Genomic DNA, 20,931 nt, shown 5'->3' with positions numbered 1-20,931 from the left:
GACGGGGCGAGGGCTCGTGGCCCCCGCCCCGCCGCTGTCGGGTGCGTCGCGCGCTCCGGGGCTCCCCCGGGCGCGGGTGTGTCTTCGGAACAGTGTCTTCGGACGCGCCGCCCCCGCCGGGCTCCGCCACGCGGGCGGCCGGGGGTCGCCCGGGACCGCGCGCGGGCCGGGGGGCGGGCGTCCGGCCCCTGTGGCGCACGGGGCGCACGGGGCCGGGCGCGCTACTCGGCGGGAACCGTGAACAGCAGGGCGTCGCCCTGGCCGCCGCCCCCGCACAGGGCCGCGGCGCCGAACCCGCCTCCGCGGCGGCGCAGCTCGTTGACCAGGTGCAGCGCGATGCGGGCCCCGGAGGCGCCGATCGGGTGGCCGATCGCGATCGCGCCGCCGTTCACGTTGACGATGTCCTCGGAGACGCCCAGGTCCCTGATGGACTGCAGGCCCACCGCGGCGAACGCCTCGTTGATCTCGATCAGGTCCAGCTCCTCCACGGACCTCCCTGCCTTGGCCAGCGCGTGCCGGATCGCGTTGGACGGCTGGGAGTGCAGCGAGTTGTCCGGGCCCGCGACGTTCCCGTGGGCGCCGATCTCGGCGAGGACCGGGACGCCCAGCTCCTCCGCCCTGGCCCGGCTCATCACGACCACCGCGGCGGCGCCGTCGGAGATCTGGGACGACGAGCCCGCCGTGATGGTGCCCTCGCTGTCGAAGGCCGGGCGCAGCTTGCCCAGCCCCTCCGCCGTGGTGCCGGGCCGCACGCCCTCGTCGGCGGCGAACACGACCGGGTCGCCCTTGCGCTGGGGGATCTCCACGGGGACGATCTCCGCGTCGAAGTACCCCGCCTCCGCCGCTGCGGCGGCCCGCTGGTGCGAGCGGGCCGAGAACTCGTCCTGCTCGCGGCGGCCGATGCCGAGCTTGGCGTTGTGCCGCTCCGTGGAGGCGCCCATGGAGTCGCCCTCGAAGGCGTCGGTCAGACCGTCGTGCGCGGTCGCGTCCAGGACCTCGATCGACCCGTACTTGTAGCCCTTGCGGGACTTGGGGAGCAGGTGCGGGGCGTTGGTCATGGACTCCATGCCCCCGGCCACCACCACGTCGAACTCGCCCGCGGAGATGAGCTGGTCCGCGAGGGCGATCGCGTCGAGGCCCGACAGGCAGACCTTGTTGATCGTCACCGACGGCACGCTCATGGGGATGCCCGCCTTGACGGCGGCCTGGCGCGACGGGATCTGCCCGGCGCCGGCCTGGAGCACCTGTCCCATGACCACGTATCCGACCTGTTCGCCGCTGATGCCCGCGCGTTCCAGGGCGGCCTTGACGGCGAAGCCGCCGAGATCGGCGGCGGAGAACCCGGCGAGGGAGCCGAGGAGTCTGCCGGTGGGGGTACGCGCCCCACCGACGATGACGGAACCGGGCATCGTAACTGGCCTCCAAGTGATGGGTGACGCACCTGGTCTGCAACGATACCCACACCGCCGTCCTCGACCCTCGGGAGGTTCACGACATGGGCGAAGCACCCGGCCCGGCCAGCGCGTTCCCCGGCCTCACCCGCCTCGACCACGTGGGGATCGCGTGCCGCGACCTCGACGCGTCCATCGCGTTCTACAGGAGGACCTACGGCTTCGAGGTGGAGCACGAGGAGGTGAACGAGGAACAGGGCGTCCGCGAGGCGATGCTCCGGATCAACGGCACGGACGACGGGGGCGCCACGTATCTGCAACTGCTCGAACCCACCCGCGACGACTCCCCGGTCGCGAAGTTCCTGGAACGCAACGGCGAGGGGGTGCACCACATCGCCTTCGGCACGTCCGACGTCGCGCGGAGCGCCGAGGGGATCGGCGCACGCGGGGTGCGTGTGCTGAACCCCGAGCCCCGCACCGGGACGGCCGGGTCCAGGATCGTCTTCCTCCATCCGAAGGACAACGGGGGCGTGCTCACGGAGTTGGTGCAAACCGCGCACTGACGCGGACGCGATTCCGAAACGACGTCACAAGGGCGTTCCGGACACATCACATCTTGAGTTCCAGCCGCACGGCTGACCTCAGACCCCGGCGGAAGTTACACGAAACCCTCTTCCCAGGGGTTCCACGCTTGATAAAGTCGGCTAGCTGCCGGATGTGTTTTCCGGAGCTGGTCCATGTCTTGCAGTCCGGTGGTCGAGCCGGGTGGGCCGTCACACCGTGCCGCCGTGTCGTGATGGCATGGCGTACGCGGACGACATCGGAGGCGGTCAGGGGCTGCCGGGCCCGCCGCGCCGGTCCACCGCCCCCCGGTTCGCACACCCCCTCCGGACACGCCCGTCCACCGGGGACGGCGCCACCGCCCCCATGTCGTCCCCGGTCCGTTTGCAAGTTAGCCGTCTCGCACCCGTTCAGGATTCCGCCACATGCCGTCAAACAACATTGACACCCAGCTCAACAACATCTTCGACGAAGACAACACCCCGCCCGAATTCGACGTGGTGCTGCGTGGCTATGACCGCACCCAGGTGACGGACTACCTGGACGGCCTGCGCAACGAGGTCAAGCAGAACAGCAAGCAGATCGAGAAGTTCAAGGCCGAGCTCACCTCCAAGAACCGTCAGCTCCAGGAGCGGGAGCGCCCCTCCTACTCCGGCCTGGGCTCGCGGATCGAGGAGCTGCTGCGCCTCGCGGAGGAGCAGGCCAACGAGCTGGTCCAGAGCGCGCAGATCGACGCCAACGACATCCGCTCGGCCGCCAAGATCGAGGCCGCCGAAATGCGCGCGGCCGCCGAGTCCGAGGCCACCGAGGTCCGGACCCTCGCCCAGCGCGAGGCCGACGAGCTGCGGCAGACCGCCGAGGCCGAGGCCGAGGAGATCAGCACCACGGCCCGCCGCGAGGCCGACGAGCTGGCCTCCACCACCGAGCGCGAGGTCCAGAAGAAGCGCTCCGCGGTCGACCACGAGATCGCCGAGAAGCGCGCCACCTTCGAGGGCGAGATCGCCAAGCTGCGCACGACCACCGAGCGCGAGTGCGCCCAGGCCCGTGCCGCCGCCAAGCGCGAGCGCGACGAGACCATCCAGTCGGCCAAGAGCCAGGCCGAGGAGCTGCGCAAGAACGCCGAGCGCGCGTTCGCCGAGTCCGAGGCCCGCCGCACCGAGACCGAGGACCAGTTCGAGCTCCAGCTGGCCGACCGCCGCGCCGAGGCCGAGCGCCAGGACGCCGAGCGCCTGGCGGCCGCCCAGGCCGCCACCCAGAAGATGGTCAACGAGGCGGAGGAGCGGGCCTCCAGCGCCGAGCAGCGCGCCACCAAGGCGAGCCAGCAGGCGGAGCAGACCCGCCGCGACGCCGAGAACCACGCCAAGCAGCTGGTCGGCAACGCCAAGAAGAACGCCTCGCAGATCGAGGCCGAGGCCAAGTCGAAGTCGGAGCACCAGCTCAGCGACGCCAAGGCCGAGGCCAACCGGATCATGACGGCCGCCCGCAAGGAGGTCGACGAGCTCAACCGCCAGCGCGACAGCATCCAGTCGCACCTCCAGCAGCTGCGCCAGCTGCTCGGTGGCGGCGCCGCCCCGGCTCCGGCCCCGGTCGCCCCCGCCGCCCCGGCCCCCGCCGCGATCGCCCACCAGGAGCCCGCCGCGGCCGAGGAGACCAAGCAGCCGGCGCACTCCGGCAAGGGCGCCGACGACGAGGACTGGTGGCAGGAGTAGCGCCCAGGCCGCACCGCGGCCGCCGCGTCCCCGCCCCGGGCGGAGCCGGTGAGCGCATGGAAGGGCCCGCCTCCCCCCGGGGAGGCGGGCCCTTCGCCGTCGGAGGCCCGTGACCTGCCACGCGGCCGGCGGTGACGGCACGTTCCGCCCGTCCGTCCGGGCCCGCGCGGGCCGAGGCCGACGTGACCACCGGGGCCGGAGCAGCCGCAGGGGTCGATGTGACTCAAGAGGCCCCCGGGATCGAGAACGCCTCCACGGGGAGACGTACGACTCATCTCCCCCGCGGGGGTCCGCTCCTACGCGAGGGTGCGGACGTCCTTCTCGTAGGGGCCGTCCCACTCGGTCGGCAGCGGGTACGCCTCCGGGCTGACCCTTCTGACGATCTCGTCGAGCACCCGGCGCACGTACGGCTCGCCCACCCACAGGTGCTTGGCCCCGTCCACACCGATCACCTCGGCCTGCGTGAGCGGCTTGAACCGCTCCCTGGCCTCGGCCGGGCGCAGGTAGTCGTCGTGCTCGGGGACCAGGGCCACCACCGGCTTGCCGGTCTCGGCCCACGCCGCCATGTCGGACTCGTCGGCGCGGTGCAGCGGCGGGGACAGCAGGAGGGCGCCCCGCACCTGCGGGTCCGCGCCCCACTTGAGGGCCAGCTCGGTACCGAAGGACCAGCCGAGCAGCCAGGGCTCGGGCAGGCCCTCGAACTCCGTGAACTCGATGGCCGCGACCACGTCGTGGCGCTCGGTCTCGCCCTCGCCGAACTCGCCCTGGCTGGTGCCGTGGCGCGACGTCGTGCCGCGCGTGTTGAACCGGAGCACCGCGACGCCGGCCAGTGCGGGGAGCCGGAACGACGCCTTGCGCAGGACATGGCTGTCCATCATGCCCTCGGCGGTGGGCAGCGGGTGCAGGCACACCAGCGTGGCCACCGGGGCCCGGTCCTCGGGCAGGGCCAGCTCACCGACCAGCTCCAGGCCGTCGGCGGTGTGCAGGGTGATGGGTCGTCTCACGGCGGGCAGCACCGTGGTGGCTCGAATCTCCATGGCTCCTCGTCTCCTGGGTGGGTGGGCGCCCCGCGCGGCGGGCCTGCCGACGCGGGCCCGCGGGAGGCGGACCGGGGCGGGGCGGACCGGGGGCGGGTCCTCCGGGCGGCCGGGCTCAGCGGCGCGGGGCCCGGGGGGAGCGGTGCGAACGCCGGTCCCAGCAGGAGGAGTGCCAGTGGCGCCGGTCCCCGCCGTCGCCGTAGGGGCGCCAGGCCACCACGTGGGGCATGCCGGACGGGATCTCCTGCGCGCAGCCGGGGCACCGGTAGGCCTTGACGGCGGACGCCCCGGGGATACGACGTGTGACCCACTCCCCGTCCGGGCCGGCCTCGCGGCGCTGCCCGCCGGTGACGCGCAGCATGAGTGCGTCCTCGTCGGGGACCCCACCGGAGGAGTCACGGCCCCGGGTGGGTTTGCGGCGGGGGGAGTTTCGTCGCGGGCTCACACCGTCAAGGGTAGGAGAGAAACGGCAGTGGCCGCCGTCACACCGGCGACGGCGGCCACTGCGTGAGCGGGCCCGGAGCGGATCAGCCGTGGCAGGCGCAGCCGCCGCCGTGGCCCTGCCCCTCCTCGGCGTCGGGCAGCTGGTCCATCAGGAGCGGTGCGGGCACCGCGATCGTGGTCAGGCTGTACTCGCCCATCGCCATCAGGGTGGTGACCACGGACTCCGCGCCGCGGTCCGCCAGGAGCTCGGTCGGACCCTTGGGGTAACCGCAGCCGAACCGCATCGCGGTGTCGACGTCCTTGGCCGAGGCGTAGCCGTCGCCGATCATGCGCAGGGCGTCGTCGATCTGCGGGGCGATGAGGATCTCCCCGAGGTCGAGGGTCTCCTCGTCCCGGATCATCTCGGCGTAGCGGCTCTCGGCCCGGGGCTCCGGCTCCTCGGAGCGGCCCTCGTGGAAGCCCATGCCGGTCTTGCGGCCCAGCTGTCCCGCGGCGACCATGCGGCGCAGCAGCGGCGAGGCGGTGAAGCGCGGGTCGCGGTACTCCTCCCACAGGACGTCCATGACGGCGAGGCACACGTCCAGGCCGACCAGGTCGGCGAGGGCGAGCGGCCCCATGGGCAGGTCCGCGGCCTTCTGGGCGGCGGCGTCGATCTCCGCGCGGGTGGCGATCCCCCGCTCGTACAGGCGGACGGCGTCGTTGATGTAGGGCACGAGCAGCGCGTTGGCGACGAACCCGGCACGGTCCCCGACCGCCACGGGCGTCTTGCCGATGCGCTTGGCGACCTCGGTGACCACGTCGACGGTCTCTTCGCCGGTGGACACCGTGGTGATCACCTCGACCAGCTTCATGACCGGCGCCGGGTTGAAGAAGTGCAGACCGACGACCTTCTCGGGCCGTCCGGTGAGCGCCGCGATCTCGGTGACCGACAGGGACGACGTGTTGGTGGCCAGGATCGTCCCGGGCGGACAGATCCTGTCCAGGTCCGCGAAGACGTCCTTCTTGACGTCCATCCGCTCGGGGACGGCCTCGACGACGAAGTCCGCGTCGGCGAGATCCTCCCGCGAGGTGGTGAACGTCAGGCGGGCGTCGATCCCGGAGCGTTCCTCCTCGGTGAGTTTGCCCTTGCTGACCGCGCGCGAGAGGGACTTGTCCATGTGACTGCGGCCGCGGTCGACGGCGGCCTGGTCGATCTCGACCCCGATGACGTTGAACCCCGCGCGGGCGAACACCTCTGCGATGCCCGCGCCCATCGCGCCGAGTCCGACGACACCGACCTTGTCAAATTCCTGCACCATACGCCCAAGACTAAAGGGCGGGACCCCGTGGACGGCGCACGGGATGCCCCGGGCGGGCACTGCGTGCCGCGGGCGGCGCCGAAGCGCCGGCACCGAGGCGCTCCCCGCCTCCGGCGCGCCGCGGCCGCGTCCGGCCCCGGGCACGGGGAGGAGGGCCCCGGACCCGTCCGGGGCGGCCGCTCCCGGCGGGAGGGCGGTTCGGGTCCGCCCGCCCGCCGGAGGCGGTAACGTGGCGTTTCGTGCGTCTCGTCATCGCTCGGTGCAGCGTCGACTACGTCGGCCGGCTCACCGCACACCTGCCCATGGCTCCCCGGCTGATCCTCATCAAGGCCGACGGGAGCGTGTCCATCCACGCCGACGACCGGGCGTTCAAACCGCTGAACTGGATGAACCCGCCGTGCAAGCTCCGTGAGGAGACCGTCGAGGACGGGCCGGACCTGTGGACCGTCACCCACGGCAAGTCCGGCGAGAAGCTGGTGCTGACCGTCGAGGAGGTCATGCACGACACCTCCCACGAGCTCGGCAAGGACCCCGGCCTCCAGAAGGACGGCGTCGAGGCCCACCTCCAGGAACTGCTCGCCGAGCACATCACCACGCTGGGCGAGGGCTACACGCTCATCCGCCGCGAGTTCCCGACGGCGATCGGCCCGGTCGACATCCTGTGCCGCGACGCGGGCAACGCCACGGTGGCCGTCGAGCTGAAGCGCCGGGGCGACATCGACGGTGTCGAGCAGCTCACGCGCTACCTGGAACTGCTCAACCGGGATCCGCAGCTCGCCCCCGTGCGCGGCGTCTTCGCGGCTCAGGAGATCAAACCCCAGGCCCGCGTCCTGGCCGAGGACCGCGGCATCTCCTGCGTGGTGCTGGACTACGACGCGCTGCGCGGTATCGAGCCCGACGTCCTGCGCCTGTTCTGACCCCCTCCCGGCCGCCGCCCGCGGCGCCGGACCCCTCCCGGCTCTCCGAGGCCCCCGGCGACACCAGCCGGGGGCCTCCGCCGTGCCCGCCCCGCCGCCGTCGTCCGATCGGAGGACCCCCGGCGGCCCGGCGGCCGATACCCCCGGCGGCCCCGTGCCGGAAGAGTCGTTCCCATGAGCGGAGAAGCGATCGAGGTACGCGGCCTCACCAAGAGATACGGGGACGACACAGCCGTGGCGGGCGTCGACCTGACCGTGCACCGCGGCGAGGTGTTCTCGTTCCTCGGCCCCAACGGCGCGGGGAAGTCCACCACCGTCGAGATCCTGGAGGGCTTCCGGCGCAGGGACGGGGGCGCCGTCCGCGTCCTCGGCGAGGACCCGGGCACGGCCGGGCGCGTGTGGCGGTCGCGGATCGGCGTCGTCTGGCAGCAGGAGACCCAGGTCCCCGCGCTCCCGGTACGCGACCTGGTCCGCCACTTCGCGGGCTACTACCCCGAGAGCCACGACCCCGACGAGGTGGTCGAGCGGGTCGGCCTGGCGGAGAAGGCCAAGGCGCTGCCCTCCTCCCTGTCCGGCGGACAGCGCCGCCGGCTGGACGTGGCCCTCGGCATCGTGGGCCGTCCCGAACTCCTGTTCCTGGACGAGCCCACCACGGGGTTCGACCCGCAGGCCAGGAGGGACTTCTGGTCCCTCGTCGGCGAGCTCGCCGACGGGGGGACCAGCATCGTGCTGACCACCCACTACCTGGAGGAGGCGGAGGAACTCGCCGACCGCGTGTGCGTGATCGCGCGCGGGAGGGTCCGGGCCCTGGGCGATCCCGCCACCCTGGGCGGACGGGCCTCCGCCCGGGCCACGGTGCGCTGGACCGTCGAGGGGCGTCGGCGCGAGACCGTCACCGACGAGCCGGCCCGGGTCGTGGGCGAGCTGTCCGCGTGCTTCGGCGGCGAGGTGCCGGGGCTGAGCGTGCACCGCCCCACCCTGGAGGAGACCTACCTGGAACTGATCGGACAGGACGGCGGCGCGGAGGCCGCCGGGAGGAGCACCGTATGAGCACCGACACCGCGCCGGCCCCCGGGCCCGCCCCCTCCGGACCGGGGCACGCCCGTCGGCTGCCCGGCGCCCTGCGGATCGGCCTGTCCCGGGGACGGGTCGAGATCCGGTCGTTCAGCCGGGAGTGGGAGAGCCTGGTCTTCACGTTCAGCCTGCCCGCGCTGATCCTGGTCCTGTTCGCGTCCGTCTTCGACGGCATGTTCGACATGGGCATGCCCGCCGTCGACCACTACCTGCCGGGCATGATCGCCATGGGCCTCATGTCGGTGAGCTTCCAGCTCCTGGGCACCGGCATCGCCGGTGAGCGCGAGAACGGCGGGCTGCGCCGCCTGCGCGGCACGCCGATGCCGCCGAGCGCCTACTTCATCGGCAAGACCGTGCTGGTGGCCTTCCTGTCGTTCGGCCAGACGGTCCTCCTGCTGGGCGTCGCCGTCCTGGGGTTCGGCGCGCGGCTGCCCTCCGACGCCGGGTCGTGGGCCACCCTGGCGTGGGTCCTCCTCCTCGGCACCGTCTCGTGCGCCCTCCTCGGGATCGCGGTCAGCTCACTGGCCCGGTCCGCACAGGCGGCCTCCGCCGTGGTGGTCGTGCCCTTCCTCGTCCTGCAGTTCACGTCGGGCGTCTTCGTGCCGGTCGTGGCCCTGCCCGACTGGGTGGTGGACGCGGCGGGCCTCTTCCCCCTCCTGTGGATGGCCCAGGGCATGCGGGCCGGGTTCTTCCCCGAGGAGATGGCCGCGCTCGAGCCCGGCGGCTCCTGGGACCTCCCCCAGGTGGCCCTGGCCCTGGGCACGTGGTGTGTGGTGGGCTTGGTCCTGACACTGGTGACGTTCCGGTGGAAGACGCGGAGGGACGGGTGAGCGACGTGGCCGAGGCTGTCGCCGACCGGGACCGGGGCGCGGACGGCGACGGGCGGCCCGCCGTCGGGAAGGACCCCGGTGCCGGCGAGCGGCACGCGTGGGACCTGGGCGGCTGGTGGGACCTGTACTTCACCGGCACGATGCTCGGTATGGTCCTGCTCGCCCTGGTGAGCGGCGATCCGGACGGGCGCTGGCTGCCCGCGTCCCTGACGGCGGGCGTCATCGCCGTCTACTACGCGTACGGCAGGAGGCTGCTCCTCCTGGACGGTTCCGACTGGGACCTGCCCCGCTCGCTGGTGCTGAGCGCGCTCCTCCTCCTGTGCATCCTGCCCGCGGTGCTCCTCAACCCGAACCTGACCTTCATGCTCATCGCCGTCGCCCCGCTCTGCTTCATGACGTGCGGGTCCGCGGTGGCCGTCCCCACGGTGGCGGTCGTCCTGCTGCTGCCGGGACCGGTACGGGGGCTGGCCGGCACGGAGGAGTGGAACACGGTCCTGGTCACCGCGCTGGTCCACGGCGCGATCGTCGGATACGCCCTGTGGTTCGGGCGGTGGTTCGAGCTGATCGTGGAGCAGAGCTACGAGCGGTCCGAGTTGATCGCCGAGCTCCGCGAGAGCCGCTCCGAGGCGGTCAGGCTGTCGGAGGAGTCCGGTGCCATGGCAGAGCGCGAACGCCTCGCCCGCGAGATGCACGACACCCTGGCGCAGGGGCTGACCAGCATCGTCGCCCTCACCCAGGCGGTGGAGTCGGAGCTGGACTCCGATCCCGCGACCGCGCGCCGCCACCTGGCGCTGATGCGCGAGACCGCCGCGGAGAACCTGGCGGAGGCGCGGGCGATGGTGGCGGCGCGCCAGCCGGCGCCCTTCGCCGCCGGGGACCTGGAGGCGATCCTGGCGAGGATCACCGCGCGACTCGGCGACGAACTCGCCGCCACCGCGCACTCCAGGGTGGAGGGCTCCCCGGCGCATCTCACCAACGACCTGCAGATCTGCCTGCTGCGCACCGCGCAGGAGGCACTGTCCAACGTGCGCAGGCACTCCGGGGCCCGCCGTGTCGAGGTGGTCCTGGGCTACACGGAGGCGTGCGTCGAACTGACCGTCTCCGACGACGGACGCGGATTCGTCCCCGGGGAGGTCTCCGCGGGCCGCGGTCTCGCCAACATGGGGCACCGGGCGGCGAGTGTGGGCGGGACCCTGGACGTCGAGGCCGCCCCCGGTTCCGGCACCACCGTCCGCATGTCCCTCCCGTCGGCGGGGGCCTCCGTCCCCGGCCGAACCCTCACCGGCCCCACTTCCCATGAGACACACGAGGAGCGCATACCGTGATCCGCGTCCTGCTGGTCGACGACCACCCGGTGGTCCGCGAGGGGATCCGCGGCATGCTCGGCGCCGAGCCGGACCTCAGCGTGGTCGGCGACGCGGCCTCCGGACCCGAGGCCCTGGCCCTGGTCGCCGCGCTCTCCCCCGACGTCGTCCTCATGGACCTGCGCATGCCCGGCGGCGACGGGGTCTCGGCCACCGAGCGCATCACCGCCGACCACCCCGGCGCGCACGTCCTGGTGCTCACCACCTACGACACCGACGGCGACATCCTGCGGGCCGTCGAGGCGGGCGCCACCGGCTACCTGCTCAAGGACACCCCGCGCGCGGCCCTGGCCGACGCGGTCCGCGCCGCGGCCCGCGGGGAGACCGTGCTCACCGGCCGGGTCGCGGGCAAGCTCCTGTCCGGGATGCGGCAGAGGACCGCCCCTCCCGCGGCCGTCCTGTCACCCCGCGAGACGGAGGTGCTGCGCCTGGCCGCCGAGGGCCGGACCAACGCGGCCATCGGCCGCGCCCTGCACATCAGCCAGACGACGGTGAAGACCCACCTGATGCGGGTGTACGACAAGCTCGGCGTGGGCGACCGCACGGCGGCCGTCTCCCGGGCGATCCGCCGCGGGCTGCTCCCGGACCGGTGACTCCCGGGGAGGGAGGGGCGCTTCAGGGTCGGCTCAGGGATCCTCCCGGATGGCACGCGCGTGCCGCCGGGGAAGAATCGTCATATGGTGGACCCGATGAACGACGCCAATCCCCCCGAGCACGGTCGGCTGCGCGCTTCCGACGCCGACCGCGACTCCGTCGCGCACCGCCTGCGCGAAGCCCTCGCCGAAGGCCGCCTGGACCCGGACGAGCACAGCGAACGCCTGGACGCGGTCTACCGCGCCAAGACCATCGGCGAGCTCGTCCCCCTCACGGAGGACCTGCCCGCGACCGACGGCGGCCCCTCCTCCCTGACCCCCGTCTCCGGCGACTTCCGCTCGCCCCGCCCGATCTACGGCAGCGGCCGGGTCACCCCCCGGGCGACCCCCACCAGTACCGCCGCCGTGGCCGTGATGGGCGGCTCCGACCGCGCCGGGGCGTGGGTGGTCCCCAAGAACTTCTTCGCGCTCGCCCTCATGGGCGGCGTCGAACTGGACCTGCGCGAGGCGCGGTTCGTCCACCGCGAGACCACGATCTGGACCGGCTGTGTGATGGCCGGGATCGAGATCAAGGTCCCCGACGACATCCAGGTCCGCGTCCACGGGCTGCCGATCATGGGGGGCTTCGGTACCGAGGGCGGCGATCCGCCGAGCGTGGTGGACCCGGACGCGCCGATCGTGCACATCCGCGGCCTCGCGGTCATGGCCGGCGTGGGCGTGGTCTACAAGCGGCGCAAGCACCAGCGCAAGCGCGACCGGGGCGACGAGGACTGAGCCGCGCCCCGGGGGCCGGCCGCTGGACGATCGGTCCCTCCGGGGCTCCGCCACGGGCACAGTGCGCACCGAACGCGTAAGTTGCGTGGCTGATTGTGGCAATCAGGCTTGTCACTCCTTGCCGGGAACACCGTTCCGGTGACAGGCTGCAGCGAAACTTCGCCCACCAGAGGTGTCCACCCCCCACGCCGCGGAGCGGTGGACCCCCGCACTCCGGAGGAAGACCGTTGCGCCCCACACACCGACGGGCCACGCTCGGCAGAGCGTCCGCCTTGGCATCCCCCTCCTCCCCCCGGCCCGGCGGGCGCACCGCCGCGGCGGGCCTCGCCGCCGTCCTCATGGCCTCCGGGGCCCTGGCGTCGGGCCCCGCCCACGCCGAGAGCGAGCCCGACCGCCTCGCCGACCTGGTCACCGCCGGCGCCGTCCGGGAGCACATGGAGAACCTGGACACCATCGCCGAGTACAACGGCGGCAACCGGGCGACGAACACCCCCGGATACGACGTCGCCGCCCTGTACGTGGAGGACCAGCTCGAACGCGCGGGGTACGAGACGTACCGGCACGAGTACGACTACGAGCTCTGGCGCGAGCAGTCGCCCTCCGTCCTGGCGCAGACCGCGCCCGGCGAGGCCGTCTACGAGGCCGATGTCGACTACGTCCCCATGAGCTACTCCGGCTCCGGGGACGTCACCGCCCCGGCCGTCGCCGTCAACGCGGACAGCACGGCGAGCGGGTGCTCCCCCGACGACTTCGCGGGCTTCCCCGAGGGCGCGGTCGCGATCACCGTGCGGGGCACCTGCCCCTTCTCCGAGAAGGTCCAGAACTCCGCCGACGCGGGCGCCTCCGCCGCCGTCGTGGTGAACAACGCGGACGAGGTCTTCCTCGGCACCATAGAGACCGTCTCCGCCATCCCGGCCGTGGGAGTGTCCGGGCTGACGGGCGCCGACCTGATCGCCGCCGACGGGCTCGAACTCCGGGTGAAGGTGGACGCCACCGTCTCCGCCGAGAGCTCCTACAGCGTCCTCGCCGAGACGGCGGAGGGCCGCGACGACAACGTCGTGGTCGTGGGCGCCCACCTCGACAGCGTCGAGGACGGCCCCGGCATCAACGACAACGGCAGCGGCACGGCGTTCGTGCTGGAGACCGCTATCCGCCTCGCCGAGCAGGCCGACCCGAACAACAAGGTCCGGTTCGCCTTCTGGGGCACCGAGGAGGAGGGCCTGGTCGGGTCGACCGAGTACGTGGCGGACCTGACGGAGCAGCAGCTGGAGGACATCGCCCTCTACCTCAACTTCGACATGATCGGCTCGCACAACTACGGCCGGTTCGTCCTCGACGGCGGCATGGAGCTGCCCGACTCCTCGGGAGCCCCCTCCGGGTCCGGGGCGATCGCCAAGGTCTTCGCGGACTACTTCGCCTCGCAGGACCAGGTGAGCGAGCCCGGCGTGCTGAGCGGGCGCAGCGACTACAGGGCCTTCATGGAGTCCGGCATCCCGTCCGGGGGGCTGTTCAGCGGCGCCGACGGCATCAAGAGCGAGGAGCAGGTCGAGTGGTACGGCGGCACCGCCGGTGAGGCCTTCGACCCGTACTACCACACGGCGGACGACACGATGGAGCACATCGACTGGGACTCGGTGGCGGAGCTGTCGGCCGCCGGCGCCCACGGCGTGGAGTTCTTCGCCGAGAGCACCCTTCCGGTCAACGGTGTGCTGAGGTCCTCCGCACCGGCCGAGCTGCCGCGCACGGGAGACGCCTGGCTCCGCTAGGCGGACGGGCCCGGGGTCCCCGCGGGGACTCCGGGCCCCGGCGCCCCGGCCGGGGCGCCGCACATGGGGGCGGGCGGTGTGAACCCCCCGGTTTCACGCCGCCCGCCCCTCGCGGTGCCTCCCCCTGCGCGGCGGCCCCGGGTGGCCCCCTCTTCCCACCCGGGACTTGACGCGTAGAACACCACCGGAAACTACGTTGAGTAGCTCCCTCGTGTCTCAATGTATCAGTGAGGTGCATCACCTTCACCCCTTGATACTGAACAGTTATCCTCCGTGACGAACGGAGTGTGGGCGTCCCGCCCGCAGCCCGGGGCGGCGCCGGTGCGAGCGGGCCCGACCCGGCGCACCCGTGCCCGCCGGCGGTTCCGCCGCCCGGACGGGCCGCGACCGGGGGACGGCGGCGCCGGAGTGGCGCGGGGCCGCCGCACTAGGGTGGGGGCATGACCACACGGGACAAGGACAAGCCGGTCGTTCTGTCGAAGATCTACACGCGTACCGGCGACGCCGGTACGACGGCCCTCGGCGACATGAGCAGGACCGGCAAGAACGACACACGCCTCGTCGGCTACGCCGACACGGAGGAGGCCAACGCGGCCATCGGCGTCGCGCTGGCCCTGGGGGACGTCCCCGGGGACGTGCGCGCCCTGCTCGGCCGGGTGCAGAACGAACTGTTCGACCTGGGCGCCGACCTCTCCACGCCGATCGTGCCGGACCCGGAGTACCCGCCGCTGCGGGTCCTCCCCGAGTACGTCACCCGGTTGGAGGAGGCCTGCGACCACTACAACGCCGGCCTCCCCACCCTGCGCAGCTTCATCCTCCCCGGAGGCTCCCCCACCGTGGCGCTGATGCACACGGCGCGAATCGTGGTGCGCCGTGCGGAGCGCAGCGTGTGGGCCGCCGTCGAGGAGCACGGCGACACGGTCAACCCGCTCACCGCGCAGTACCTCAACCGGCTCTCCGACCTGCTGTTCATCCTCGGCCGGTACGTGGCGGACGAGGGCGACGAGGTGCTCTGGAAGCCCGGGGGCGAACGCTAGGACCGCTCCGCGGAGCGTTCCGGGCCCGCGGCGACCGGCGCAGGCGCCGAACCCGCCGACAGCACCCGCGGACCACGCACCGGCCCGTGTCCCGGCCGTCTCAGCACTCGGGCGGGAACTCCTCCTGCGGGACCGCCCCGGCGGCGGAGGCGCCGTCGGCCTCCGTGTACACCCCCTGCTCGGCGGCCAGCGCCCCGGTGGTGAAGGTGAGCGTCCCGATGTCGTGCTCGGCGGGCTCCCCGGGCTCCGCCTCGGCCGACCCCACGCCGAGGGTGTACTCCTCGTCCGGGGATTCCGGGCCCATCCTGTAGACGGCCCTGCCGTCCTCGTCGAGGATCTCCCAGTCCTCCCCCGGCGCGGCCAGGTCGACCTCCAGCTCGCTCCCCCCGAACTCGCGGGTGGCGACGAGGTGCAGGCTCCGGGACTCCCCCGCCAGGTCGATCTGGCGGGGCGGGTCGTCACCGCACCAGGTGACGATCACGACCGGGAACCGGTGCTGGGCGGTGAAGTGGCCCGTGGCCACAGCACCGACGTGGCCGCCGGACGGGTAGCAGCCGGCGAGCAGGGGCGCCAGGAGTAGCGGCGCGAACAGGACGCGGAATCGGGAAGTGGCCATGGAACCGCATACTGCCGTGTCCGACCGGTTCCGCGGAAGGACCCGGGGGCCTCAGGAGTCGCCGAGTTCCCGTTCGACGGCCTCGACCTTGCTGTGCAGGCCGTCCGAGACGCCCTCGCGGATGTCGGCCTTGAGGGTGAGGGACACCCGCGAGGAACCCTCGCCCGCGGCGGCGACGGCCCGCTTGACGACGTCCATCACCTCGTCCCACTCGCCCTCGACGCTGGTGAACATGGCTGTGGTCTCGTTGGGCAGCCCGCTCTCGCGTACGACCTTCACGGCCCGCGCGACGGCGGGGGCGACGGACTCGCCGGCCCCGAGCGGAGAGACAGAGAATGCGACGATCATGCGGCCATGCTAGGCACAGCAAGGGTCGGATGTGAACCCTCTCGGGGTCACGCCTCCCACTGTGTCCCCGGGGGCATCGACTCCAGCCAGGACAGGAACCCCGTCAGGGCGCTCTCGCTCATGGCGATCTCGTACACCGCCTCCCGGGGCTCGCTGCCGTCCTCGGCTGCCCAGCCGATCCGGACGACGGTCACGTCCACGGGCAGGTGCTCGGTGTCCTCGCCGCTCGGGACCCGCCTCCCCACGACGACGAGGCCGCGGCGCGACAGGAACACTGTCGGCCGCGGCCTGAGGGAGAAGATGGGGAACCAGCCGAGGTTCTCCGTTCCGTACCGGCCGAAGCCGATACGCCAGGAGCCCCGGCGGCCCCGCCCGCCCGGTGTGCGCAGGTAGCACTCGACCGCGCCGCCCCGCTGGACGAGTACCCAGCGGCGCACGGTGACGGCGAGCACCACCGCGAGGAAGACGAAGAGCAGGGCGAAGAACACCCACTGCGCGGACCCCAGCCAGGAGCCCGGTCCCGCCTGAGCGGGAAGCGGTCGTTCCATGCCCACTGCCGTTCCGCCGTCCCGGTTCGCTAGGCGACGTCCTCGCCAGCAGCGCGCAGGCGGCTCCGAGCGCGGCCCAGGGCGACGGTGTCGCCGGCCTCGGTCGCGTTCTTCAGCGCCGTGCGCGCACGGTCCACATCGATGTCCTCGGCGAGCTCGGCGGTCTCGGCGAGGATGGAGACACGACCCTCACCCGAGACCGAGACGAACCCGCTGTGCGCGGCGGCCCGGACCTCTCCGGTCTCCCGCGCACCCAGTACGCGAACGACGGCGTCGTGGGCCAGCAGCGAGAGCACCGGGATGTGCCCGGGCTGGACGCCGATCTCGCCCTCGACGGTCTTCGCGATGACCATGTCGCCCTCGCCGGCCCAAATCTCACGTTCGGGCGAGACGATCTCGACGAAAAGCTTCTTCGACACTGCCACAAACTCCTCGGCTAGCGGGTGGGTTCGGCCGGGCCGGCCCCGACGTGTTGTCGTTCGGGACCGGCCCGGCCGGAGAAACTGTCCCGCCCGTCGCCCGCCACCACCCTGAACGGACGCTTCGCGCGGTTCTAGCCCTGAAGCTGCTTGGCCTTCTCGACCGCCATGTCGATGTTGCCGACGTCGAGGAAGGCCTGCTCGGGCAGGTGGTCGTACTCACCGTCGCACAGGCCCTTGAAGGAGGCGATGGTCTCCTCCAGGGGGACGAACACGCCCGGGGTACCGGTGAACTTCTCGGCCACGAACATGTTCTGCGACAGGAAGCGCTCGATGCGGCGGGCGCGGTTCACGACGATCTTGTCCTCTTCGGACAGCTCGTCCATACCGAGGATGGCGATCTGGTCCTGGAGGTCGTTGCTCCGCTGGAGGATCTCCTTGACGCGCTGCGCCACCTGGTAGTGCTCCTCGCCCACGTACTGCGGGTCGAGGATGCGGGAGGTGGACGTCAGCGGGTCCACCGCCGGGTAGATGCCCTTCTGCGAGATCGGGCGGGAGAGCTCGGTCGTCGCGTCCAGGTGGGCGAAGGTGGTCGCCGGCGCCGGGTCGGTGTAGTCGTCCGCGGGCACGTAGATCGCCTGCATCGAGGTGATCGAGTGACCGCGGGTCGAGGTGATCCGCTCCTGGAGCTGACCCATCTCGTCCGCCAGGTTGGGCTGGTAGCCCACGGCCGAGGGCATGCGGCCCAGCAGCGTGGAGACCTCGGAGCCCGCCTGGGTGAAACGGAAGATGTTGTCGATGAAGAGGAGCACGTCCTGGTTCTGGACGTCGCGGAAGTACTCCGCCATCGTCAGAGCGGACAGGGCGACCCGCAGACGGGTGCCCGGGGGCTCGTCCATCTGGCCGAAGACGAGAGCGGTGTCCTGGAGGACCTCCATCTCGTCCATCTCCAGGAACAGGTCCGTACCCTCACGGGTGCGCTCGCCGACGCCGGCGAACACGGACACACCGCCGAAGTTGCGGGCGATACGGGTGATCATCTCCTGGATCAGCACGGTCTTGCCGACACCGGCGCCACCGAACAGACCGATCTTGCCACCGCGCACGTACGGGGTGAGGAGGTCGATCACCTTGATGCCCGTGACCATCATCTCGGTCTTGGACTCGAGCTGGTCGAAGGACGGGGCCTTGCGGTGGATCGGCCAGCGCTCGGTGACGCCGAGCTCCTCCGCCGACACGTCCAGGGGCTCGCCCAGGGTGTTGAACACGTGGCCCTTGACGAGGTCGCCGACGGGCACGCTGATGGGCGCGCCGGTGTCGCGCACCTCGGCGCCGCGGACGAGGCCGTCCTGCGGGGCCAGGGAGATGGTCCGCACCAGGTTGTCACCCAGGTGCTGGGCGACCTCCATGGTGATGGTCTTGGCCTTGCCGCCGACGGTCACGTCGGTGTGCAGGGCGTTGTAGATGGCGGGCAGGGAGCCGACGGGGAACTCCACGTCGACGACCGGCCCGGTCACCCGGGCGATACGGCCGGTGGCGGTGCCAGCCCCAGCCGTCTCTTCAACTGTCGCAGTCACTTTTGCTACTCACTTCCTGCGCTGGCAGCGGAGAGGGCGTCGGCACCGCCGACAATCTCACTGAGTTCGTTGGTGATCTCGGCCTGGCGCGCCTGGTTGGCCAGGCGTCCCAGGTTCTTGACGAGGTCCTCGGCGTTGTCCGTGGCGGCCTTCATGGCCGCACGGCGGGACGCCTGCTGGGAGGCGGAGGCGTCGAGGAGCGCGAAGTAGATCCTGTTGGTCACGTACTGCGGGAGCAGGGCGTCCAGCGCCTCCTCCGCGGACGGCTCGAACTCGTACAGCGGCAGCGGCTCACTTCCGTGGGCGGCCTCGAGTTCGCTCTCGTCGCTCTCCTCGACCTCCAGCGGCAGCGCGCGGACGGTGCCGGCCCGCTGGGTCAGCATCGAGACGAACTCCGTGGAGACCACGTGGATCTCGTCGACGCCGCCGTCGGACGTGTCCGCCAGGAACTTCTCAATGAGGGCGGAGCCGATCTCCTGGGCGTGCGCGTAGGTCGGACGCTCGGTGAAGCCCTCCCACTGCGCCTCGATCGGACGATCGCGGAACTTGTAGAAGGCCACGCCCTTGCGGCCCACCATGTAGGTGAGAACCTCCTTGCCCTGCTCCCGGAGGAGCTGGGTGAGGGATTCCGCCTCCTTCAGCACGTTGGCGGAGAAGGCGCCGGCCAGGCCCTTGTCACTGGTGATGACCAGGACGGCAGCGCGGGTCGGGTTCTCGGACTCGGTCAGCAGCGGGTGGTCCGACACCCGGCTGGCCAGGGCCGAGACCGCCCGGGTGATCTCCCGCGCGTAGGGCCCAGCAGCCTCAGCCGCACGCTGCGCCTTGGTGATGCGCGTCGTGGCGATGAGCTCCATCGCGCGGGTGATCTTCGCCATCGACTTCGTCGAGCGGATCCTCCGGCGATAGACGCGAAGCTGTGCACCCATGGGTTACTTCCCGCCCTTGGCGACCTTGATGGTCTCCTGGCCGACCTTCTCCTCGGAGAGCGCCTCGGCCTCGGCCTCGGTGCCCAGGAGGGAGCCCGCGGAGGTCTGGAAGCCCTGCTTGAACTTCTCCAGGGCCAGGTCGAGCGACTTCTCGGTCTCGGACTCGAACTTGCCGGTGTCCCGGATCGTCTCCAGGATGCCGGCGTGCTCGCGGCCGAGGTGCTCCAGGAAGTCGTCCTCGAAGCGGCGGACGTCCTCGACCGGGACGTCGTCGACGCGGCCGGTGGTACCGGCCCAGATCGACACGACCTGCTGCTCCATGGAGTAGGGCGAGTACTGGCCCTGCTTGAGGAGCTCCATCAGACGGGCGCCGCGCTCCAGCTGCTGCTTGGAGACGGAGTCCAGGTCCGAGCCGAAGGCGGAGAAGGCCTCGAGCTCGCGGTACTGGGCCAGGCCCAGACGGAGGGTACCGGAGACCTTCTTCATCGCCTTGGTCTGCGCCGCGCCACCGACACGGGAGACCGACACGCCGACGTTGATGGCCGGACGCTGTCCCTGGTTGAACAGGTCGGACTCCAGGAAGACCTGGCCGTCGGTGATGGAGATGACGTTGGTGGGGATGTACGCCGAGACGTCGCCCGCCTTGGTCTCGATGATCGGCAGCGCCGTCATCGATCCGCGGCCCATCTCGTCGGAGAGCTTCGCGCAGCGCTCCAGGAGACGGGAGTGCAGGTAGAAGACGTCACCGGGGTAGGCCTCACGGCCCGGCGGGCGGCGCAGCAGCAGCGACACCGCACGGTAGGCCTCGGCCTGCTTGGTGAGGTCGTCGAAGACGATGAGGACGTGCTTGCCCTCGTACATCCAGTGCTGGCCCAGGGCCGAACCGGTGTAGGGGGCCAGGTACTTGAAGCCGGCCGCGTCCGACGCCGGGGAGGCGACGATCGTGGTGTACTCCATCGCGCCGGCCTCTTCGAGGGCGCCGCGCACACCCGCGATGGTCGAGCCCTTCTGACCGATCGCGACGTAGATGCAGTGCACCTGCTTGTCGGGGTCGCCCGACTCCCAGTTGGCCTTCTGGTTGATGATCGCGTCGATGCAGACCGCGGTCTTGCCGGTCTGACGGTCGCCGATGACCAGCTGGCGCTGGCCGCGGCCGATCGGGGTCATCGAGTCGATCGCCTTGATACCGGTCTGGAGCGGCTCGTGGACCGGCTTGCGCTCCATCACCGAGGCGGCCTGGAGCTCCAGCTCACGCCGCTCGGTCGACTCGATCTCGCCCTTGCCGTCGATGGGGGCGCCCAGGGGGTCCACCACGCGGCCGAGGAAGTTGTCACCCACCGGCACCGAGAGGAGCTGGCCGGTGCGACGCACCTTCTGCCCCTCCTCGATGCTGGTGAAGTCGCCCAGCACGACGACACCGATCTCGCCGACCTCAAGGTTCTGGGCCAGACCGAGGGTGCCGTCCTCGAACTTCAGCAGCTCGTTCGCCATCGCCGAGGGAAGGCCACCGACGCGGGCGATGCCGTCACCGGAGTAGGTGACGGTACCGACCTCTTCCGCGCGGGTGGCTTCAGGCTCGTACGACTGGACGAAGCGCTGTAGCGCGTCCCGGATCTCGTCCGGCCGGATCGTCAGCTCCGCCATCTCTACGTTGTCCTTGCTCTCAAATGGCGCCGGGCTGGCGCCGTGCGTGCTTGCCTTG

General features: G+C 71.9%; 21 protein-coding genes. 10 read left to right on the top strand and 11 right to left on the bottom strand.

Features of this window, described 5'->3' with window-relative positions; all coding sequences use genetic code 11:
• Nucleotides 1–221 precede the first annotated feature (221 nt).
• Nucleotides 222–1,409 (bottom strand): acetyl-CoA C-acetyltransferase, encoded by a 1,188-nt coding sequence (locus tag ACFQBR_RS10815; RefSeq protein ID WP_267946319.1) that lies wholly within the window; start codon nucleotides 1,407–1,409, stop codon nucleotides 222–224.
• 86 nt (nucleotides 1,410–1,495) lie between these two features.
• On the opposite strand from ACFQBR_RS10815, the gene mce reads away from it, so the two are divergent.
• A complete protein-coding gene (mce, locus tag ACFQBR_RS10810) occupies nucleotides 1,496–1,954 on the top strand; it encodes a methylmalonyl-CoA epimerase (RefSeq protein ID WP_267946320.1) in 459 nt (152 codons plus the stop codon).
• Nucleotides 1,955–2,377: 423 nt separating this feature from the next.
• The gene (locus ACFQBR_RS10805; protein WP_267946321.1) at nucleotides 2,378–3,661 is read left to right on the top strand and encodes a DivIVA domain-containing protein; all 1,284 of its coding nucleotides are present in this window, start codon (nucleotides 2,378–2,380) and stop codon (nucleotides 3,659–3,661) included.
• Nucleotides 3,662–3,957: 296 nt separating this feature from the next.
• Here ACFQBR_RS10805 and ACFQBR_RS10800 read toward each other — a convergent pair whose 3' ends face one another.
• The 3 genes from ACFQBR_RS10800 to ACFQBR_RS10790 form a co-directional block, all read right to left on the bottom strand.
• On the bottom strand, nucleotides 3,958–4,698 hold the full coding sequence (locus ACFQBR_RS10800) for an alpha/beta hydrolase (RefSeq protein WP_267946322.1): 741 nt from the start codon (nucleotides 4,696–4,698) through the stop codon (nucleotides 3,958–3,960).
• A 115-nt stretch (nucleotides 4,699–4,813) separates the two neighbouring features.
• On the bottom strand, nucleotides 4,814–5,143 hold the full coding sequence (locus tag ACFQBR_RS10795; RefSeq protein WP_267946323.1) for an ATP/GTP-binding protein: 330 nt from the start codon (nucleotides 5,141–5,143) through the stop codon (nucleotides 4,814–4,816).
• Nucleotides 5,144–5,225: 82 nt separating this feature from the next.
• The gene (locus ACFQBR_RS10790; protein ID WP_344183610.1) at nucleotides 5,226–6,440 is read right to left on the bottom strand and encodes a 3-hydroxyacyl-CoA dehydrogenase; all 1,215 of its coding nucleotides are present in this window, start codon (nucleotides 6,438–6,440) and stop codon (nucleotides 5,226–5,228) included.
• A 239-nt stretch (nucleotides 6,441–6,679) separates the two neighbouring features.
• Here ACFQBR_RS10790 and nucS point away from each other — a divergent pair, with 239 nt between their 5' ends.
• The 8 genes from nucS to ACFQBR_RS10750 all read left to right on the top strand — a co-directional run bounded on the left by nucS (nucleotide 6,680) and on the right by ACFQBR_RS10750 (nucleotide 14,795).
• Nucleotides 6,680–7,357 (top strand): endonuclease NucS, encoded by a 678-nt coding sequence (gene nucS, locus ACFQBR_RS10785; RefSeq protein WP_267946325.1) that lies wholly within the window; start codon nucleotides 6,680–6,682, stop codon nucleotides 7,355–7,357.
• Between the two features lie 174 nt (nucleotides 7,358–7,531).
• Entirely contained in the window at nucleotides 7,532–8,407 is an 876-nt protein-coding gene (locus ACFQBR_RS10780; protein WP_344183608.1) for an ABC transporter ATP-binding protein, read from the top strand.
• Complete coding sequence (locus ACFQBR_RS10775; protein ID WP_344183606.1) at nucleotides 8,404–9,261, top strand: ABC transporter permease; 858 nt, start codon at nucleotides 8,404–8,406, stop codon at nucleotides 9,259–9,261. Before ACFQBR_RS10780 ends, ACFQBR_RS10775 begins: the two co-directional genes overlap by 4 nt.
• The gene (locus ACFQBR_RS10770) at nucleotides 9,258–10,586 is read left to right on the top strand and encodes a sensor histidine kinase (RefSeq protein WP_344183604.1); all 1,329 of its coding nucleotides are present in this window, start codon (nucleotides 9,258–9,260) and stop codon (nucleotides 10,584–10,586) included. The genes ACFQBR_RS10775 and ACFQBR_RS10770 overlap by 4 nt, the downstream gene beginning before the upstream one ends.
• Nucleotides 10,583–11,218: a response regulator transcription factor gene (locus tag ACFQBR_RS10765; protein ID WP_344183602.1), complete on the top strand. Its 636-nt coding sequence runs from the start codon at nucleotides 10,583–10,585 to the stop codon at nucleotides 11,216–11,218. Before ACFQBR_RS10770 ends, ACFQBR_RS10765 begins: the two co-directional genes overlap by 4 nt.
• An 84-nt stretch (nucleotides 11,219–11,302) precedes the next feature.
• A complete protein-coding gene (locus tag ACFQBR_RS10760) occupies nucleotides 11,303–11,992 on the top strand; it encodes a DUF1707 SHOCT-like domain-containing protein (RefSeq protein ID WP_267946330.1) in 690 nt (229 codons plus the stop codon).
• 338 nt (nucleotides 11,993–12,330) lie between these two features.
• The gene (locus ACFQBR_RS10755; protein ID WP_267950495.1) at nucleotides 12,331–13,758 is read left to right on the top strand and encodes a M28 family peptidase; all 1,428 of its coding nucleotides are present in this window, start codon (nucleotides 12,331–12,333) and stop codon (nucleotides 13,756–13,758) included.
• Nucleotides 13,759–14,198: 440 nt separating this feature from the next.
• A complete protein-coding gene (locus tag ACFQBR_RS10750; RefSeq protein ID WP_267946331.1) occupies nucleotides 14,199–14,795 on the top strand; it encodes a cob(I)yrinic acid a,c-diamide adenosyltransferase in 597 nt (198 codons plus the stop codon).
• 100 nt (nucleotides 14,796–14,895) lie between these two features.
• On the opposite strand, the gene ACFQBR_RS10745 is transcribed toward ACFQBR_RS10750, so the two are convergent.
• From ACFQBR_RS10745 to atpA, 7 genes are all read right to left on the bottom strand, one after another.
• Nucleotides 14,896–15,411 (bottom strand): hypothetical protein, encoded by a 516-nt coding sequence (locus ACFQBR_RS10745; RefSeq protein WP_267946332.1) that lies wholly within the window; start codon nucleotides 15,409–15,411, stop codon nucleotides 14,896–14,898.
• A gap of 51 nt (nucleotides 15,412–15,462) precedes the next feature.
• Nucleotides 15,463–15,759 carry an MTH1187 family thiamine-binding protein gene (locus ACFQBR_RS10740; protein WP_267946333.1) on the bottom strand — a complete coding sequence of 99 codons (297 nt, stop codon included), beginning with the start codon at nucleotides 15,757–15,759 and terminating at the stop codon, nucleotides 15,463–15,465.
• Nucleotides 15,760–15,806: 47 nt separating this feature from the next.
• Nucleotides 15,807–16,307, bottom strand: a complete 501-nt coding sequence (locus ACFQBR_RS10735; protein ID WP_267946334.1) for a DUF2550 domain-containing protein — start codon at nucleotides 16,305–16,307, stop codon at nucleotides 15,807–15,809.
• 29 nt (nucleotides 16,308–16,336) lie between these two features.
• Nucleotides 16,337–16,726 carry a F0F1 ATP synthase subunit epsilon gene (locus ACFQBR_RS10730; RefSeq protein ID WP_267946335.1) on the bottom strand — a complete coding sequence of 130 codons (390 nt, stop codon included), beginning with the start codon at nucleotides 16,724–16,726 and terminating at the stop codon, nucleotides 16,337–16,339.
• 134 nt (nucleotides 16,727–16,860) lie between these two features.
• Entirely contained in the window at nucleotides 16,861–18,303 is a 1,443-nt protein-coding gene (gene atpD / locus ACFQBR_RS10725) for a F0F1 ATP synthase subunit beta (protein ID WP_267946336.1), read from the bottom strand.
• Nucleotides 18,304–18,308: 5 nt separating this feature from the next.
• The gene (locus tag ACFQBR_RS10720; RefSeq protein ID WP_267946337.1) at nucleotides 18,309–19,229 is read right to left on the bottom strand and encodes a F0F1 ATP synthase subunit gamma; all 921 of its coding nucleotides are present in this window, start codon (nucleotides 19,227–19,229) and stop codon (nucleotides 18,309–18,311) included.
• A 3-nt stretch (nucleotides 19,230–19,232) separates the two neighbouring features.
• On the bottom strand, nucleotides 19,233–20,873 hold the full coding sequence (atpA, locus tag ACFQBR_RS10715; RefSeq protein WP_267946338.1) for a F0F1 ATP synthase subunit alpha: 1,641 nt from the start codon (nucleotides 20,871–20,873) through the stop codon (nucleotides 19,233–19,235).
• Nucleotides 20,874–20,931: the final 58 nt, after the last annotated feature.

The organism is Nocardiopsis tropica (assembly GCF_042660575.1).
GTDB lineage: Bacteria > Actinomycetota > Actinomycetes > Streptosporangiales > Streptosporangiaceae > Nocardiopsis > Nocardiopsis tropica.
This window is presented reverse-complemented; position numbering and strand designations above follow the sequence as displayed.

What these genes read in the sequence shown, in the direction of transcription:
- ACFQBR_RS10800 (WP_267946322.1), bottom strand. Translation starts at nt 4,698, where the DNA reads ATGGAGATTCGAGCCACCACGGTGCTGCCCGCCGTGAGACGACCCATC.
- ACFQBR_RS10790 (WP_344183610.1), bottom strand. Translation starts at nt 6,440, where the DNA reads ATGGTGCAGGAATTTGACAAGGTCGGTGTCGTCGGACTCGGCGCGATG.
- mce (WP_267946320.1), top strand. Translation starts at nt 1,496, where the DNA reads ATGGGCGAAGCACCCGGCCCGGCCAGCGCGTTCCCCGGCCTCACCCGC.
- ACFQBR_RS10805 (WP_267946321.1), top strand. Translation starts at nt 2,378, where the DNA reads ATGCCGTCAAACAACATTGACACCCAGCTCAACAACATCTTCGACGAA.
- ACFQBR_RS10780 (WP_344183608.1), top strand. Translation starts at nt 7,532, where the DNA reads ATGAGCGGAGAAGCGATCGAGGTACGCGGCCTCACCAAGAGATACGGG.
- ACFQBR_RS10760 (WP_267946330.1), top strand. Translation starts at nt 11,303, where the DNA reads ATGGTGGACCCGATGAACGACGCCAATCCCCCCGAGCACGGTCGGCTG.
- ACFQBR_RS10720 (WP_267946337.1), bottom strand. Translation starts at nt 19,229, where the DNA reads ATGGGTGCACAGCTTCGCGTCTATCGCCGGAGGATCCGCTCGACGAAG.
- ACFQBR_RS10735 (WP_267946334.1), bottom strand. Translation starts at nt 16,307, where the DNA reads ATGGAACGACCGCTTCCCGCTCAGGCGGGACCGGGCTCCTGGCTGGGG.
- ACFQBR_RS10775 (WP_344183606.1), top strand. Translation starts at nt 8,404, where the DNA reads ATGAGCACCGACACCGCGCCGGCCCCCGGGCCCGCCCCCTCCGGACCG.
- ACFQBR_RS10740 (WP_267946333.1), bottom strand. Translation starts at nt 15,759, where the DNA reads ATGATCGTCGCATTCTCTGTCTCTCCGCTCGGGGCCGGCGAGTCCGTC.
- ACFQBR_RS10755 (WP_267950495.1), top strand. Translation starts at nt 12,331, where the DNA reads ATGGCCTCCGGGGCCCTGGCGTCGGGCCCCGCCCACGCCGAGAGCGAG.
- atpA (WP_267946338.1), bottom strand. Translation starts at nt 20,873, where the DNA reads ATGGCGGAGCTGACGATCCGGCCGGACGAGATCCGGGACGCGCTACAG.
- ACFQBR_RS10815 (WP_267946319.1), bottom strand. Translation starts at nt 1,409, where the DNA reads ATGCCCGGTTCCGTCATCGTCGGTGGGGCGCGTACCCCCACCGGCAGA.
- ACFQBR_RS10745 (WP_267946332.1), bottom strand. Translation starts at nt 15,411, where the DNA reads ATGGCCACTTCCCGATTCCGCGTCCTGTTCGCGCCGCTACTCCTGGCG.
- ACFQBR_RS10750 (WP_267946331.1), top strand. Translation starts at nt 14,199, where the DNA reads ATGACCACACGGGACAAGGACAAGCCGGTCGTTCTGTCGAAGATCTAC.